15 protein-coding genes are annotated in these 14,256 nt (G+C 64.1%); 7 read left to right on the forward strand and 8 right to left on the reverse strand.

From position 1 onward, the window contains the following. Positions 1 to 949, reverse strand: a 949-nt coding sequence (gene cysS / locus JWQ24_RS25790; protein ID WP_299814532.1) for a cysteine--tRNA ligase, incomplete at its 3' end; no start/stop codon positions are given. Between the two features lie 282 nt (positions 950 to 1,231). Between cysS and JWQ24_RS25795 the strand changes: the two genes are divergently transcribed. Beyond that, positions 1,232 to 1,540, forward strand: coding sequence for a hypothetical protein (locus JWQ24_RS25795; protein ID WP_299814534.1), 309 nt, complete (start codon positions 1,232 to 1,234; stop codon positions 1,538 to 1,540). A 188-nt stretch (positions 1,541 to 1,728) separates the two neighbouring features. After that, a complete protein-coding gene (locus JWQ24_RS25800) occupies positions 1,729 to 2,910 on the forward strand; it encodes a DUF2865 domain-containing protein (protein ID WP_299814538.1) in 1,182 nt (393 codons plus the stop codon). A gap of 67 nt (positions 2,911 to 2,977) precedes the next feature. Here the strand turns inward: JWQ24_RS25800 and JWQ24_RS25805 are convergent, their stop codons facing one another. From JWQ24_RS25805 to JWQ24_RS25820, 4 genes are all read right to left on the reverse strand, one after another. Then, positions 2,978 to 3,610, reverse strand: coding sequence for a VOC family protein (locus tag JWQ24_RS25805; protein ID WP_299814541.1), 633 nt, complete (start codon positions 3,608 to 3,610; stop codon positions 2,978 to 2,980). 6 nt (positions 3,611 to 3,616) lie between these two features. Beyond that, positions 3,617 to 5,371 carry an NAD+ synthase gene (locus JWQ24_RS25810; protein WP_299814544.1) on the reverse strand — a complete coding sequence of 585 codons (1,755 nt, stop codon included), beginning with the start codon at positions 5,369 to 5,371 and terminating at the stop codon, positions 3,617 to 3,619. 93 nt (positions 5,372 to 5,464) lie between these two features. Next, the gene (locus JWQ24_RS25815; RefSeq protein WP_299814547.1) at positions 5,465 to 5,824 is read right to left on the reverse strand and encodes a diacylglycerol kinase; all 360 of its coding nucleotides are present in this window, start codon (positions 5,822 to 5,824) and stop codon (positions 5,465 to 5,467) included. After that, complete coding sequence (locus tag JWQ24_RS25820; protein ID WP_299814550.1) at positions 5,825 to 7,213, reverse strand: class II 3-deoxy-7-phosphoheptulonate synthase; 1,389 nt, start codon at positions 7,211 to 7,213, stop codon at positions 5,825 to 5,827. It abuts the gene before it with no gap. 143 nt (positions 7,214 to 7,356) lie between these two features. On the opposite strand from JWQ24_RS25820, the gene JWQ24_RS25825 reads away from it, so the two are divergent. Further along, complete coding sequence (locus JWQ24_RS25825) at positions 7,357 to 8,250, forward strand: alpha/beta fold hydrolase (RefSeq protein WP_299814553.1); 894 nt, start codon at positions 7,357 to 7,359, stop codon at positions 8,248 to 8,250. A gap of 77 nt (positions 8,251 to 8,327) precedes the next feature. Here JWQ24_RS25825 and gor read toward each other — a convergent pair whose 3' ends face one another. Genes gor through rpiA form a run of 3 tightly spaced genes read right to left on the reverse strand, consistent with a single transcriptional unit; the run spans position 8,328 to position 11,017 of the window. Further along, a complete protein-coding gene (gor, locus tag JWQ24_RS25830) occupies positions 8,328 to 9,713 on the reverse strand; it encodes a glutathione-disulfide reductase (protein WP_299814555.1) in 1,386 nt (461 codons plus the stop codon). A 43-nt stretch (positions 9,714 to 9,756) separates the two neighbouring features. Then, entirely contained in the window at positions 9,757 to 10,290 is a 534-nt protein-coding gene (locus JWQ24_RS25835; RefSeq protein ID WP_299814558.1) for a DUF2059 domain-containing protein, read from the reverse strand. Positions 10,291 to 10,315: 25 nt separating this feature from the next. After that, on the reverse strand, positions 10,316 to 11,017 hold the full coding sequence (gene rpiA, locus JWQ24_RS25840) for a ribose-5-phosphate isomerase RpiA (protein ID WP_299814561.1): 702 nt from the start codon (positions 11,015 to 11,017) through the stop codon (positions 10,316 to 10,318). A gap of 179 nt (positions 11,018 to 11,196) precedes the next feature. Between rpiA and JWQ24_RS25845 the strand changes: the two genes are divergently transcribed. The 4 genes from JWQ24_RS25845 to JWQ24_RS25860 form a co-directional block, all read left to right on the forward strand. Further along, positions 11,197 to 11,880 (forward strand): HAD family hydrolase, encoded by a 684-nt coding sequence (locus JWQ24_RS25845; protein ID WP_299814563.1) that lies wholly within the window; start codon positions 11,197 to 11,199, stop codon positions 11,878 to 11,880. A 149-nt stretch (positions 11,881 to 12,029) separates the two neighbouring features. Then, entirely contained in the window at positions 12,030 to 12,470 is a 441-nt protein-coding gene (locus JWQ24_RS25850) for a hypothetical protein (RefSeq protein ID WP_299814566.1), read from the forward strand. Positions 12,471 to 12,606: 136 nt separating this feature from the next. Beyond that, the gene (gene moaA / locus JWQ24_RS25855) at positions 12,607 to 13,638 is read left to right on the forward strand and encodes a GTP 3',8-cyclase MoaA (RefSeq protein ID WP_299814569.1); all 1,032 of its coding nucleotides are present in this window, start codon (positions 12,607 to 12,609) and stop codon (positions 13,636 to 13,638) included. 96 nt (positions 13,639 to 13,734) lie between these two features. Continuing rightward, positions 13,735 to 14,256: TRAP transporter small permease subunit (locus JWQ24_RS25860; protein ID WP_299814572.1), on the forward strand; the 522-nt coding region annotated here is incomplete at its 3' end.

The following is a 14,256-nucleotide window of genomic DNA, read 5'->3' on the forward strand; positions in this document are numbered from 1 at the left end:
GCGAGTGATAGTGCGTCTTCAGCATGTTGAGACGCAGCACCTCCCCCGGCCAGTCGTTGAGCAGTTCGCGGATGGTGACGAAATTGCCGGTCGATTTCGACATCTTCTCGCCTTCGACCTGCAGGAAGCCGTTGTGCATCCAGTAGTTCGCCATCGCATGCGTGCCGTGGGCGCAGCGCGACTGGGCGATTTCGTTCTCGTGGTGCGGGAAAATCAAATCGAGCCCGCCGCCATGGATGTCGAACGTCTCGCCGAGATAGGCTGCCGCCATCGCCGAGCACTCGATGTGCCAGCCCGGACGGCCCCTGCCCCACGGACTTTCCCAGCCGGGCTCCTCGGCGGAGGATTGCTTCCACAGCACGAAATCGGTCGGATGCTTCTTGTGCGCATCGACGGCGACGCGCGCGCCGGCCTGCTGCTCCTCAAGTTTGCGGCCCGACAGCGCGCCGTAGTCCGCCATCGACTGGGTATCGAACAGCACCTCGCCGCCAGCTTCATAGGCGTGGCCACGCGCGATCAACTGCTGGATCAACGTCACCATATCGGTCTTGCCGTCGGGGCGCGGCAGCACGAAGTCGGTAGCACGCGGCTGATGCGTCGGCGGCAAGCAGCCCAGCGCGTCCACATCGGCCTGAAACTGGTTGGCGGTGGTCTCGGTGACCTTGCGGATCGCTTCGTTCAGCGGCAGGCCGGGGAAATCCCGCAGCGCGCGGTCGTTGATCTTGTCATCGACGTCGGTGATGTTGCGGACATAGGTGACCTGGTCCGGCCCATAGATATAGCGCAGCATCCGGAACAGCACATCGAACACGATGACCGGGCGTGCATTGCCGATATGGGCGAAGTCGTAAACCGTGGGCCCGCAGACGTAGAGCCGGACGTTATCGGCGTCGATCGGCGCAAACACGCGCTTCTCGTTCGTCAGCGTATCGTAAAGTCGCAAATCCATGGAAATCCCGTCCCTTGCGGCCGGGCGTCAATGATCTCGATTGAGAATAGACGGCCTCAGCCAGCGAATCGCTAGCTCGTAATCTCGCGGCAAATGCCACACATGGCGAGAAAACCGTTCATCGCGGCACCATGCGGCAACCGAGGGTTGGCCGTCAAGGCTGGGAAAAGGCCGGCGCGCGGCCGATTTCGGCCTCAATCGGCGGCTACCCCGCGCATGGTTAATGATTGTTAACCTATTTGCTCTACGGATGAGCCGATTCCCTCATTCATTAGGTGAGTTATGAAATCGATTTTCCCGCTTTTGACGGCTGCGTTCGTTTTGACCGCTTCCGCCGCCTCCGCCGATTCCCGCGTCTTCATCATCGCCAACCAGGCAGATGGCTATGGCATCGACCAGTGCCTGGCCAAGGGCGAGAAGTGCGGTGCCCATGCCGCACTGTCGTACTGCAAGTCGCGAGAATTTGCGGAGGCCACCGCCTACCGCCGCGTCGATCCCGATGAGGTGACCGGTTCGGTGCCGAAGACGGTTGGCGGCGCCTGCGCCCACGGCGGCTGCAACGAATTCGTCGCCATCACCTGCCACCGCTGAGCGCGAAGCCTGCCACTCCAGGAGCGCTGGGTACCGCCACAGTGCAGCCCCGGAAACGACGTGACCCTGCCGCGAGAAGCAGCTATGGGAAAGCCGCGCTGCCTCGCCGTCTCACCGGCGGATTCGGCAATGCCGGCAAGGGGTTTGCCATGCATCGAACCCGCGCCGATCTGTTCTGAAGTGCTGCGATGGTCCGTATGTCTGACATTCTCAACGCTGCTCTCTCCCGCTGGGTTCTGGCCGGCGCTGTGCTGCTTGGCGCGGCTTCGCTGGGCAATGATGCGTTCGCGCAGGGCCTGCCGCCGGGACAGCCACCGCAGCAGCAGGGTGGCGTAGCGGTCAATCCGATGTGCCAGCGGCTGGAAGGCCAGCTCGCGACCATCGACCGTGGCGCCGGCGGCGACCCCGCCCGCGCCGAGCAGCTCCGCCGCTATGAAGACGCCGCCTCGAAGCAGCAAAGCGAACTCGACCGCGTGACGTCGCAGGCCAAGCGGATGGGCTGCGACTCTTCCGGCTTCTTCTCGCTGTTCAATGGCCAGTCGGCGCAGTGCGGCCCGGTCAACACCCAAATTCAGCAGATGCGCGGCAATCTCGACCAGATCACCGGCAATCTCGAGCGGCTGCGCGTCGGCGTCCCCGGCAGCTCGGACCGTGACAGCCAGCGCCGCTCGGTGCTGCTGGCGCTGGCGCAGAATAATTGCGGCCCGCAATACGCCGCCGCCGCGCAGCGCGCGCCGCAGCCAAGCTCCGGCCCGGGCAATTTCCTCAACAATCTGTTCGGCAACAACGAGCCCAGCCCTGACGCTCCGCCGCTCGATGCCGCCGTCGCGACCGCGCCGTCCGGCACCTATCGCACCGTCTGCGTCCGCACCTGCGACGGCGCCTATTTCCCGATCTCTTTCGCCACCGTGCAGAGCCGCTTTGCCGACGACGAGAAGACCTGCAAGAGCCTGTGCCCGGCGGCGGACGCCAACCTGTTCAGCTACCGCAACCCCGGCGAGGACATGAACGCCGCGGTCTCGATCTCCGGCCAGCCCTACAGTTCGTCGCCGAACGCCTTCAAGTATCGCACCGAGTTCAACCCGTCCTGCTCCTGCAAGGCGCAGGGCCAGACCTGGTCGGACGCGCTGAAGAACATCGACGACAAGGCAGCAGCGGAAAACGGCGACATCATCGTCACCGAAGAACGCGCCAAGCGGATGTCGCTGCCACCCGCCAAGGGCACACCGGCCTCCGTAAAGAAGGGCGCCGCGCCTGCTCCGGCCATAGCCACGCCCGCAGAAACGCCGGCCGCCGCCGCGCCGGCCGATCCGAACAAGCCGATCCGCTCGGTAGGACCGCAATTCCTACCGAACAACCCGGCGCGGTAAACGCTAAAACCCCAGACGTCGTGATGGCGCGCGACACCGCGCCCGATGCGGCTCCGATGACGGCCTCTCAGCCAAGCTCACGCAGGCCATCAGGTGTCCTGATCGATGCGCGAAGTCGGACCGTATCGCCGGTGGACACAACGATGCGCTCGTCGGTGACGATTGAGCCAAGCGCCAGAGACAAGCGAGCGCCGTCCGGGTGACTGATCGCGAAGCGTTCAAGCCGGCAATCCAGATCCGCCATCCGCACTGACGGATGTGGTCCCGCAGGCCATTCGATCAGTGTCGGATACGCGCCTTCGAACGGCATCGAGCCATCGCGCGGCACGGCGATCAACCAGGACAGTTCGCCGCGCGTCACGTTAAGTACTTCGCCCGCCGCGCCGTCGTGCGCGCGACCGAGATCGGGCACGCGGGCGACCCAGGTGATCAGTTGCGGCGAGTGCTCAAGCCGCGCGCGCATCGCCGGATCGTCGAGCCCGAACCAGCGTTTTCTTTGCGGCGTCACCGCGGGGTCCGGCGCAATCACCTCCAGGAACACACCGTCGCCAAGCTGCATCAGGCAATTATGCGTGCCCATCAACGGATGCGATCCGCCGAATGGCATCTCCACGTTCAGCGCATCCCGAACATGGGCGACGCCCTGTTCGAGCGTCAGCGCCGCTACCGTGATGTGATCCAGTACAGCTCGCAATTCCACTACGCCCTACCCTTCGAACGCTTCCGCCGATCCCTTGCTGGCGCGCAACAGCAGTGCCTCGTCGGCTACGGGCAAGGCGGTGGCCAGGTCGCGGAATTTGTTGGTGATGGGATAGCGACGATCCCGGCCGAAATTGCGCCGTGTCACCTTCACGCCGGGGGCTGCCTGGCGGCGCTTGTATTCGGCGATGTTCAGGAGACGATCGATCCGGATCACCACGTCCTTGTCGAAGCCTTCGGCAACGATCACCGACAGCGGCTCCTCACGCTCGACGAGGCGTTCGAGAATGCCGTCGAGAATCTCGTAAGGCGGCAGCGAATCCTGGTCGGTCTGATTCTCGCGCAATTCCGCGGTCGGCGGGCGCACGATGATGTTCACCGGGATCACCTCGCCGTCGGGGCCGAGCGCGCCTTCGGGTTTCCACAAATTACGCAGCGTGCACAGCCGGAACACTTCGGTCTTGTAGATGTCCTTGATCGGATTGAAGCCGCCATTCATGTCGCCATAGAGCGTGGCGTAGCCGACCGACATTTCCGACTTGTTGCCGGTGGTCACCACCATCGCGCCGGTCTTGTTGGAGATCGCCATCAAGAGCGTGCCGCGGGTGCGGGCCTGCAGGTTTTCTTCGGTGATGTCGCGCGGCAGGCCGGCGAAGGTGCCGGCGAGAATTTCCTCGAAGCCATTCACGGCCTGCGCGATCGGCAGCACCTCGTAGCGAATGCCGAGCCGCACCGCGAGATCAGCCGCATCATCGAGCGAAACCTGCGCGGTAAAGCGGAACGGCAGCATCACGCCGCGGACGCGGTCGGCGCCGAGCGCATCGACGGCAATTGCCGCACACAATGCTGAGTCGATGCCGCCGGAGACGCCCATCAGCACGCCGGGAAAGCCGTTCTTCTGCACGTAGTCGCGCAGGCCCAGCACGCAGGCGGCGTAGTCGCCCTCGTCGCCTTCCAGCACCGGCGCGATCGGCCCTTCGCAGCGCCAGCCATCCTTGGTCCTGGCGAAGATCAGCGTGGTGATGCTCTCGGCGAAGCCAGGCAGTTGCGCGCCGAGCGTACGGTCGGCATTGAGCACGAAGGACGCGCCGTCGAACACCAACTCGTCCTGGCCGCCGACCTGATTGAGATAGACCAGCGGCAGGTTGCTTTCCATCACGCGGGCGACCTGCACCGACAGACGCAGGTCACTCTTGTCGCGGGCGTAGGGCGAGCCGTTCGGCACGATCAGGATTTCGGCGCCAGTCTCGGCGAGACACTCGACCACGTTCTCGTAGTCCTCGGACTCTTCCATCCAGGTGTCTTCGCAGATCGGCACGCCGATGCGCAGGCCGCGGATGGTCATCGGACCGGAAACCGGGCCGCGCGCGAACACACGCTTCTCGTCGAACACGCCGTAATTCGGCAGGTTGACCTTGTAGCGGATCGCCGCGATGCGCCCCTCGTCGAGCAGCGCGCAGGCGTTGTAGAGCTTGCCGCCATCGACCCACGGCGAACCGATCAGCATCGCGGGCCCGCCGTCGGCGGTCTCGCGGGCGAGTTCCTCGATGGCCGCGCGGCACGCGGCCTGGAACGACGGTTTCAGCACCAGATCTTCCGGCGGATAGCCGGCAATGAACAGCTCGGGGAACACGACGAGCGAAGCGCCGTCGGCCTTCGCCTGGACGCGCGCGACGCGCGCTTTCGCGGCATTGCCGGCGATGTCGCCGACGGTCGGATTGAGCTGGGCCAGCGTGAGGATGAAGCGCGCGGAATCTGTCATGGAGACATTAAAGCCCGCGGGCTTCCCTTTCGCAATTGCGCGAATTTCATAGAGGCATGATCTTGTCCGAAAATCGGAAGACCACTTTTCGGATCATGCCTGGTACAGACCTATGCGTTCACCGAGCGCAAACATCCAGGTCAGCCCGGCGATCAGCAAAGCGACGCCGACCGCGGCCGAGCCCATGTCCTTCACGGCGCCGATCTGCGGATCGTGCTCGGTCGTGACACGATCAGCCAGTTTCTCGATGGCGGTATTGAGAAGTTCGACGGTCAGGAGCAGCAGCACCACCGCGACCATTTCGAGACGCCGCGCCGCCGTGGTGCCGATCAGCAAGGCGAGCGGCACCGCGAGGAGCAGCGCGAACAGCTCCTCGCGAATCGCCTGTTCGGAACGGGTGGCGAAAGTCAGCCCGTTCCAGGTGTTGATGCAGGCCCGCCAGAGGCGCGTCACTCAGAGGCCCGACGCAACCGGCATCGGTTCTTCCTTGCCGACCCGCGAGGTCTTCAACAATTCGGCGATCAGGAACGCCATATCGATCGACTGCTCGGCGTTGAGGCGGGGATCGCAGACCGTATGGGAGCGGGCGTTGAGGTCCTCGTCGCTGATCGCACGCGCGCCGCCGGTGCATTCGGTGACGTTCTGCCCGGTCATCTCCAGATGCACGCCGCCCGGATGAGTGCCTTCGGCGGCATGGATCTGGAAGAACGACTTCACCTCGGACAGGATGCGGTCGAACGGCCGGGTCTTGTAGCCCGAGCTCGACGTGATGGTGTTGCCGTGCATCGGATCGCACGACCACACAACCTTGCGCCCTTCCCGCTCGACGGCGCGGATCAGCGCCGGCAGATGGTCGCCGATCTTGTCGGACCCAAAGCGGTTGATCAGCGTCAGACGGCCCGGCTCGTTGTCGGGATTGAGTACGTCGATCAGCTTCAGCAACTCGTCGGGCTTCAGCGACGGGCCGCACTTCAGGCCGATCGGATTCTTGATGCCGCGGAAATATTCGATATGGGCATGATCAAGCTGGCGGGTGCGATCGCCGACCCAGATCATGTGGCCGGAGGTCGCGTACCAGTCGCCGGTCGTCGAATCGACGCGCGTGAAGGCCTCTTCGTAGCCGAGCAGCAGCGCTTCGTGGCTGGTGTAGAAATCCGTCGAACGCAGTTCCGGATGGCTTTCCAGATTTAGGCCGCAGGCGCGCATGAAGTTGAGCGCATCGGAAATCCGGTCGGCCAATTCCTGGTAACGGCGCGACTGCTGCGAATCTTTCAGGAAGCCGAGCATCCACTGGTGCACGCTGCCGAGATTGGCGAAACCGCCGGTGGCGAAAGCGCGCAGCAGGTTGAGCGTCGCCGCCGACTGCCGGTAGGCCATCAGCTGGCGCATCGGATCGGGCACGCGGGATTCCGCCGTGAAGGCGATGTCGTTGACGATATCGCCGCGGTAGCTCGGCAGTTCGACACCACCCACCTTCTCCATCGGCGAGGAGCGCGGCTTGGCGAACTGGCCGGCGATACGGCCGACCTTCACCACCGGCAACGCGCCGGCATAAGTCAGCACGACCGACATCTGCAGGAACGCGCGGAAGAAATCGCGGATGTTGTTGGCGCCGTGCTCGGCAAAACTCTCGGCGCAATCGCCGCCCTGCAGCAGGAAGGCCTCGCCGGCGGCAACGCGCGCCAGCGCCTTCTTCAAATTGCGCGCCTCACCTGCAAAAACCAGCGGCGGAAAGGTCGCCAATTGCGCCTCGACATCGCCCAGCGCCTTCAGATCCGGATAGGCCGGCATCTGCTGCACAGGCTTCTTGCGCCAGCTATCGGGCGTCCAACGCTCAGCCATCACGTCATCTCCTGAAACCGCGCCTTCAGGCAGGCAGCGGAGCCGCGTTATACACAGGGTTTCCCGGGATCGCCAGACAGAATTCCGCCTTTTGACACAACCCCTTGCGGCGAAAGCCGAATTCGCATTTGCTGGATGTCATTATGACGCATGAGAATTTCAAGGCGGCACAAGATGATGTGTTCGCCGACGACATCCGTTTTCCCGCTGCCGACGGCTTTTCGCTGGGCGCGACGCTGTTTCTGCCGCGCGGCGTACGCACCCATGCCGTGCTTCTCAATTCCGCCACCGCGGTGCCGCGCAAGATCTACCGCGGCTTTGCCAGCTACCTCGCCGGCCGCGGCTGCGCGGTGCTGACCTACGACTACCGCGGCACCGGGGATTCCCGGCCGAAATCGCTGGTCGGCTTCCAGGCCACGATGACGGATTGGGCCGCGCAGGACGTCAGCGCCGCAGTGTCATGGATGCGCGGGCGCTACAGCACGATGCCGCTCGGCTTCGTCGGCCACTCCTTCGGCGGCCAGGCGCTGGGGCTGATTCCGAACAACGTGGAAGTGTCGCGCGCGCTGCTGGTGGCGGCGCAGGCCGGGTCGTGGCGGTTGATGACCCCGCCGGAGGGCTACCGCATCTATGCGTTGATGGCTTTGGCGGGCGTGCCGCTGACCCATGCGTTCGGCTATGCGCCCGGCCGCATCGGAATCGGGCTGGATTTGCCGAAGGGCGTCTTCCTGGAGTGGGCCAAATGGGTGACCAGTAACCGCTACTTCTTCGACGACCGGCGGCTGCGGGCGCTGTCGAACTTCCCCAGATATCGCGGCGCGCTGCGCGCGCTGGGCTTTTCCGACGATCCCTGGGCCACGCAGGCCGCAATCGAGATGCTGTGCGCCGGTTTCACCTCGATCAGGTCCGACATCCACCTCATCTCGCCCAAGGAAGTACGGGCCAAGAAGGTCGGGCATTTCGGCTTCTTCCGCCCCGAGCACCGCGACACGCTATGGCGCGGCGCGGCGGATTGGCTGCAGCGGCCGCCGGATTGAACCGGGGTCATTGATACGATTGAACGCTGCCGCACGCGCGGCCGACCTCTCTCCGCAAGTGGGGCAAGAAAAGCAAACTACTCTGCGGCCTCGCGGACGTAGCGAGCCGTGGGGGTGCGCATGGTCACCAGCTCTTCGGCAGCGCTGGGGTGCACTGCCATCGTGGCGTCGAAGTCGGCCTTGGTGGCTTTCATCCTGACGCAGATGCCGAGCACCTGGATCAGCTCAGCCGCCTCATGGCCGACGATGTGACAGCCGACCACGACATCAGTCGTGCCGTCGACGATCAGCTTCATCAGCACGCGGCTTTCGCTGCCCGACAGGGTCGCCTTGATCGGCTTGAAGTTGGCGATGTAGACGTCGACATGGCTGAACCTGGCGCGAGCTTCGGCTTCGGTCATGCCGACGGTGCCGACCTCCGGCTGCGTGAATACCGCGGTCGGGATGTTGCTGTAGTCGACCTTCACCACGCGCTTGCCGAACACGGTGTCGGCAAAAGCGTGACCTTCGCGAATCGCAACCGGCGTCAGGTTGATGCGATGGGTGACGTCGCCGACGGCGTAGATGTGCGGCACGTTGGTCTGGCAGAATTCGTTGACGGCGATGCCGCCATTGGCCGGGTTGATGGTAACGCCAGCCTTCTCCAAGCCCATATTGCTGACGGCCGGATGCCGGCCGATCGCAAACAGCACCTTGTCCGACGCAATGCTCGCGCCATCCGACAGGTGCGAGGTGAACTCATCGCCGTGCCTTTCGATTTTTGTGACGGTGCAGCCGGTCAGGATGGTGATGCCCTGCTTTTCCATCTCGGTCCGCACGTGCTTGCGGACGTCCTCATCGAAGCCGCGCAAAATATTGTCGCCCCGATAGATCACGGTGACATCGGAACCGAAGCCGGCGAAGATGCAGGCGAATTCCAGCGCGATGTAGCCGCCGCCCTGGATGACGATGCGCTTCGGCAGCTTTGGCAGCTCGAACACTTCGTTCGACGAGATGACGTGTTCGATTCCGGGAAAGGCCGGTCCGTGGTTCGGCGCGCCACCGGTCGCAATCAGGATATGCGCAGCGCGCACCGTCTTGCCATCGCTCAGGCGCAGCGTGTGCGGATCCTCGAACACGGCGCGCGTCTTGAGAACCTGGGCGCCGGACTTCGCAACATTGGTCGTGTAGATGCCCTCAAGCCGGGCGATCTCCTTGTCCTTGTTGGCGATGAAAGTCGGCCAGTCGAACGTCGCGGACGGAATCGACCAGCCGAATCCTGCGGCGTCCTCGATCTCCCTGTGGACGTGCGAGGCGTAGACCATCAGCTTCTTCGGCACGCAGCCGCGAATCACGCAGGTCCCGCCGAACCTGTACTCCTCCGCCACCATGACCCGCGCGCCATAGCCGGCAGCGATCCGCGCGGCGCGTACGCCGCCCGAACCACCACCAATGACAAACAGATCGACGTCGAAGTCAGACATGGCTCGCCTCAAATTGTTGGAATTCGCAAGCCCGGATGACGGCTTAGATTTCCTTGCCGCGCTTGCGCATCTCGGCGCGGAACTGGCCGTTGATCTCTTCCGAAAATTTCTGCGCCCAGGTCTGCATGAAAGCCATGCTGGACTGGATCGATTTTGGCTCCTGCAGCAAGAGCTTCTGGCCGAGCGCAGACTTGTAGAACGTCACAAGATCCTTCAATTCCTGTTCGGTGAAGTCGCTGGCGTAGATCTTCGCCATCTGCTCGCTGATCTCTTTTTCGCGGCCGGACAAGTTCTGCGCCACCACGACCGAGACCTCATTGAGGTCCTTCTGGTAGTTCAGGTTGTTCTGCAGCACCGAATCCTTGACGCGCTGAACCATGTTCGCCACGGCGCCGGCGTACATCGCGCCGGCGTTCTTCATCACGAGGATTTCCTTGGCGTAGCCGATCGCGGCCGGCGTTGCCGGCTTCAGCGGCGCGGCCTGGGCCGCGGGCTGCTGCGCGTAAGCCGGAATCGCGGCGCCCGCGAGACCGAGCGCGAGGCCGAGGGCCAGCATCGTGTTGGAACGATTGATCATGGTCGATTCTCCGTGGGTTGCGGCGCTATGGCCGCTCAAAAACGCGAATGCCTTGTGAACCTGCCAGCATCGCCGTGCTGGCGAGACCGATAAAAAGCCCGTGCTCGACGACGCCCGGGATCGCGCCAAGCAGCGCTGCAAGGCGCGGTGCGTCGGCAATCTGCCCGAGCCGAGCATCGATGATCCAGTGGCCCCCATCGGTGACAAAAGCATGGCCATCGAGTCCCTGGCGAACGGTCATCGCACCGGACAGGCCGCAAGTAGTGAAAACGCCTTCGATGGCGCGCCGCGTCGCGGCCAGCCCGAACGGGATGACTTCGATCGGCAGCGGGAAGCGACCCAGCACCGGCACCCATTTGGAATCGTCGGCGATCACGATCATGCGGTCGGAAGCCGCCGCCACGATCTTCTCGCGCAGCAGCGCGCCGCCGCCGCCCTTGATGAGGTTAAGGTTGGCGTCGCACTCGTCGGCGCCATCCACCGTCAAATCGAGCCGGTCGATGGCGTCGAGCGTGGTCAAGGGGACGCCGCAACGCTCTGCATCAGCGCGGGTGGCCTCCGAGGTCGGAACGCCGATCACCTTCAGCCCGGTCGTGGCAATGCGCTCGCCGAGCAGTTCGACGAAGTGCTTCGCGGTCGAACCGGTGCCGAGGCCCAGCTGCATGCCGTCGCGGACGTGCTCAAGTGCCTGCGCGGCCGCCTGCCGTTTCAGTTCATCCATCGTCATACTGGCCGGGTCCTGCGCTTGGTTCGGTGCCGCTCGGGCGATCCGCCTATCTAGCGACGTTTGGTGGCGAGGAACAGGGTGGTGGGATGCTTTCCCGCGTGGACCGACATGCGCCGGCCGGGCCTTTCCGCCGTAATCAGCACTTGCGCGCAGGCAGCGGCCCCGGTAGCGATCCCCGCATGCACGATTTCCCCCTTATTGTCTTTGATCTCGACGGCACGCTGGTCGACACCGCGCCCGACCTGATCAGCGCATTGAACTGGGTGCTGGCCCGCGAGGGCCTTGCGCCCGTGCCGCTGGAATCCGCCCGCAAGATGATCGGCCAGGGTGCGCGCCGGCTGATCGAGCGCGGACTGGAGGCGGAAGGCCGCGAGATGAGCATGGCGGACGTCACCCGCCTGACCTCGGATTTCATCGACTATTACGCCGAACATATCGCCGACGATTCCAAGCCGTTCGACGGCCTGATCGCTGCCCTCGACGAACTCGAGGCCAGCGGCTACCGATTCGCGGTCTGCACCAACAAGCTGGAATGGCTGTCGAAGCGGCTGCTCGAGCAGCTCAGGCTAACGGAGCGCTTTGCCGCGATCTGCGGCGCGGACACTTTTGGCGTCGCCAAGCCCGATCCGGTGATCCTACAGCAGACCGTGGCCAAAGCTGGCGGCCGGATGTCCGCGGTAGTGATGGTCGGCGATGCCGGCCCGGATATCGGCGTCGCGCGCCGTGCTAGCGTGCCGGTAATCGGCGTCGAATTCGGCTATACCGATGTGCCGATCGCCGAGTTGAAGCCTGATCTGCTGATCGGTCATTTCCGCGACCTGCCCGCCGCCGTGGCCCGCCTGCTGCCGGCCATGACTTCTTAACCGGTTGACACCGCTGGATATTTTTAAAATATCCGAAACGGCGTTAACCATCGAATAACTATGCCCCGCCCGCCAGTTGCGCGAAAAACCGGACACTTCTATTGTCGGCTGTGGGGACTGCGGCTAGCCGCGAGAGAGACGGACAGACCATGCGTCGAGTTATTGTACTAGCGGCCGCGGGCCTCAGCCTTGCAGGCTGCGCCTCGTTTTCCATGGATACGTTCAAATCGGCGCCGACGCCGGTGACGGTGCAGTTCGATTCGAACCCGCCCGGAGCCGATGTCGTGACCTCAATCGGGCCCGGTTGCAAAACCCCCTGCTCGATCCCGGTCGCCGCCGAAGCCGGCTTCAGCGCCTCCTTCACGCTGCCGAAATATCAGCCGATGACCGTGCCCGTCACCGTGACGCGGGTTCCGGGCGACTTCACCACGGCCGCTTCGACCGTGGTCGATCCGAGCCCGGTGTTTGCCGAACTGCAGCCGATGACGCCGCCGCGCCGTGCCGCACGCAAGGCCGCCAAGAAGCGCGCCGCGGTTCCCGCCGCAGCCGCACCGGCTGAGGGTTCGCCGTTCCCGGCCCCGGCCCGCTAAGCTTCTCCCAGGTCCCTTTACCACAAACGCCCCGGCACGATTGTGCCGGGGCGTTTGCGTGACTACATTACCCACGCGGCAGGCGTGCCGCGCGTTTTGAGACGCTGGCTCCACAGCAGCGACAGGGCTCTTTTGAATGGCCGTATCCGTACTGACACCGCCTCTGGCGGGTTCCGCGATGGTCGATCCGTTCGGACGGACCATCAACTATCTGCGCGTCTCCGTCACCGACCGCTGCGACCTGCGCTGCTTCTATTGCATGTCGGAAGACATGACTTTCCTGCCCAAGGCCGACCTGCTGACGCTGGAAGAACTCGACCGGCTTTGCTCGACCTTCATCGACAAGGGCGTCACCAAGTTGCGCCTCACCGGCGGCGAACCGCTGGTCCGGCGCAATGTGATGTCATTGGTGCGCTCGCTGTCGCGCCACCTCAAGACCGGGGCGCTGCGTGAGCTGACGCTGACCACCAACGGCTCGCTGCTGGAAAAATACGCGCAGGAGCTGGCGGATTGCGGCGTGCGCCGCATCAACGTCTCGATGGACACGCTCGATCCCGATAAATTCCGCGCCATCACCCGCTGGGGCGATCTCGGCAAGGTACGGGCCGGCATCGACGCGGCGCAGGCAGCGGGCCTCAAAGTCAAGATCAACGCGGTGGCGCTGAAGGGCCTCAACGAGGACGAGATTCCTTCCTTGATGGAATGGGCGCACGGCCGAGACATGGCGCTGACGCTGATCGAGGTGATGCCGATGGGCGACGTCGGCGAAGGCCGCATCGACCAGTATGTGCCGCTGTCGCTGCTGCGCGCGCGCCTCGCGGCAAAGTTCACCTTGACCGACCTGCAGGAAGACACCGGCGGCCCCGCCCGTTACGTCAGCGTCGCCGAGACCGGCGGCAAGCTCGGCTTCATCACACCGATGACGCATAATTTCTGCGAGTCCTGCAACCGCGTGCGCATTACCTGCACCGGCACGATTCACACCTGCCTCGGCCACGAGGACGCCTCCGATCTGCGCAAGCCGCTGCGCGCCTCGCCCGACGACGCCCTGCTCGGCGCTACGATCGACCGGGCCATCGGACTGAAACCGAAGGGCCACGATTTCATCATCGACCGCCGCCACAACCGGCCCAGCGTCAGCCGCCACATGAGCGTGACGGGCGGGTAGTCCCCTCCTCGCGCTGCAGTAAACGACCTTTCGCTGCCACCGAATCCCTGCGTCAACCTGTCAAATTGCTAATTGACGGCGCCGTGGCGCGCTGGGATGGTGCCACCGCATCACGTGGTCGCAACGCAACAAGCGTTCCTTTCTCAGCGAGAAAGCAAAACCGGCGGATGCGGGCGGTTCGAGGGGGAAGCGGTGGACGTACTCAAAATCACGCGCGTGATCGATCATCTCAGCGATGCCTTCGGGTTCATCGCCAAGTGGCTGGTGCTGTTTGCCTGCCTCGTCAGCGCCGGCAATGCGACCATCCGATATCTCTTCAACTATTCGTCCAACGGCTGGCTCGAGATCCAGTGGTATATGTTCGCCGGTATCGTTTTCCTCGGCGCCGCGCAGACGCTGCGCCTTAACGAACACGTCCGCGTCGACCTGGTCTACTCGGCGGTCTCCGACCGCACCCGGCTGTGGATCGACATCATTGGGATCATCTTTTTCTTGCTGCCAGCGATGATCTATCTGCTGTATTTGACCACGCCATTTTTCCTGAATTCCTGGCGCCTCCAGGAAAGCTCCAGCAACGCCGGTGGCCTGATCCTGTGGCCCGCCAAAGGCATCCTGCCG

This window comes from Tardiphaga sp. (assembly GCF_028290495.1).
Taxonomy (GTDB): Bacteria; Pseudomonadota; Alphaproteobacteria; order Rhizobiales; family Xanthobacteraceae; genus Tardiphaga.

Bases quoted from the DNA above. Each gene is read 5' to 3' on its own strand.
- moaA (WP_299814569.1), top strand. From the start codon at position 12,607: ATGGCCGTATCCGTACTGACACCGCCTCTGGCGGGTTCCGCGATGGTC.
- JWQ24_RS25800 (WP_299814538.1), top strand. From the start codon at position 1,729: ATGGTCCGTATGTCTGACATTCTCAACGCTGCTCTCTCCCGCTGGGTT.
- JWQ24_RS25825 (WP_299814553.1), top strand. From the start codon at position 7,357: ATGACGCATGAGAATTTCAAGGCGGCACAAGATGATGTGTTCGCCGAC.
- JWQ24_RS25850 (WP_299814566.1), top strand. From the start codon at position 12,030: ATGCGTCGAGTTATTGTACTAGCGGCCGCGGGCCTCAGCCTTGCAGGC.
- JWQ24_RS25845 (WP_299814563.1), top strand. From the start codon at position 11,197: ATGCACGATTTCCCCCTTATTGTCTTTGATCTCGACGGCACGCTGGTC.
- JWQ24_RS25795 (WP_299814534.1), top strand. From the start codon at position 1,232: ATGAAATCGATTTTCCCGCTTTTGACGGCTGCGTTCGTTTTGACCGCT.
- gor (WP_299814555.1), bottom strand. From the start codon at position 9,713: ATGTCTGACTTCGACGTCGATCTGTTTGTCATTGGTGGTGGTTCGGGC.
- rpiA (WP_299814561.1), bottom strand. From the start codon at position 11,017: ATGACGATGGATGAACTGAAACGGCAGGCGGCCGCGCAGGCACTTGAG.
- JWQ24_RS25835 (WP_299814558.1), bottom strand. From the start codon at position 10,290: ATGATCAATCGTTCCAACACGATGCTGGCCCTCGGCCTCGCGCTCGGT.
- JWQ24_RS25810 (WP_299814544.1), bottom strand. From the start codon at position 5,371: ATGACAGATTCCGCGCGCTTCATCCTCACGCTGGCCCAGCTCAATCCG.
- JWQ24_RS25820 (WP_299814550.1), bottom strand. From the start codon at position 7,213: ATGGCTGAGCGTTGGACGCCCGATAGCTGGCGCAAGAAGCCTGTGCAG.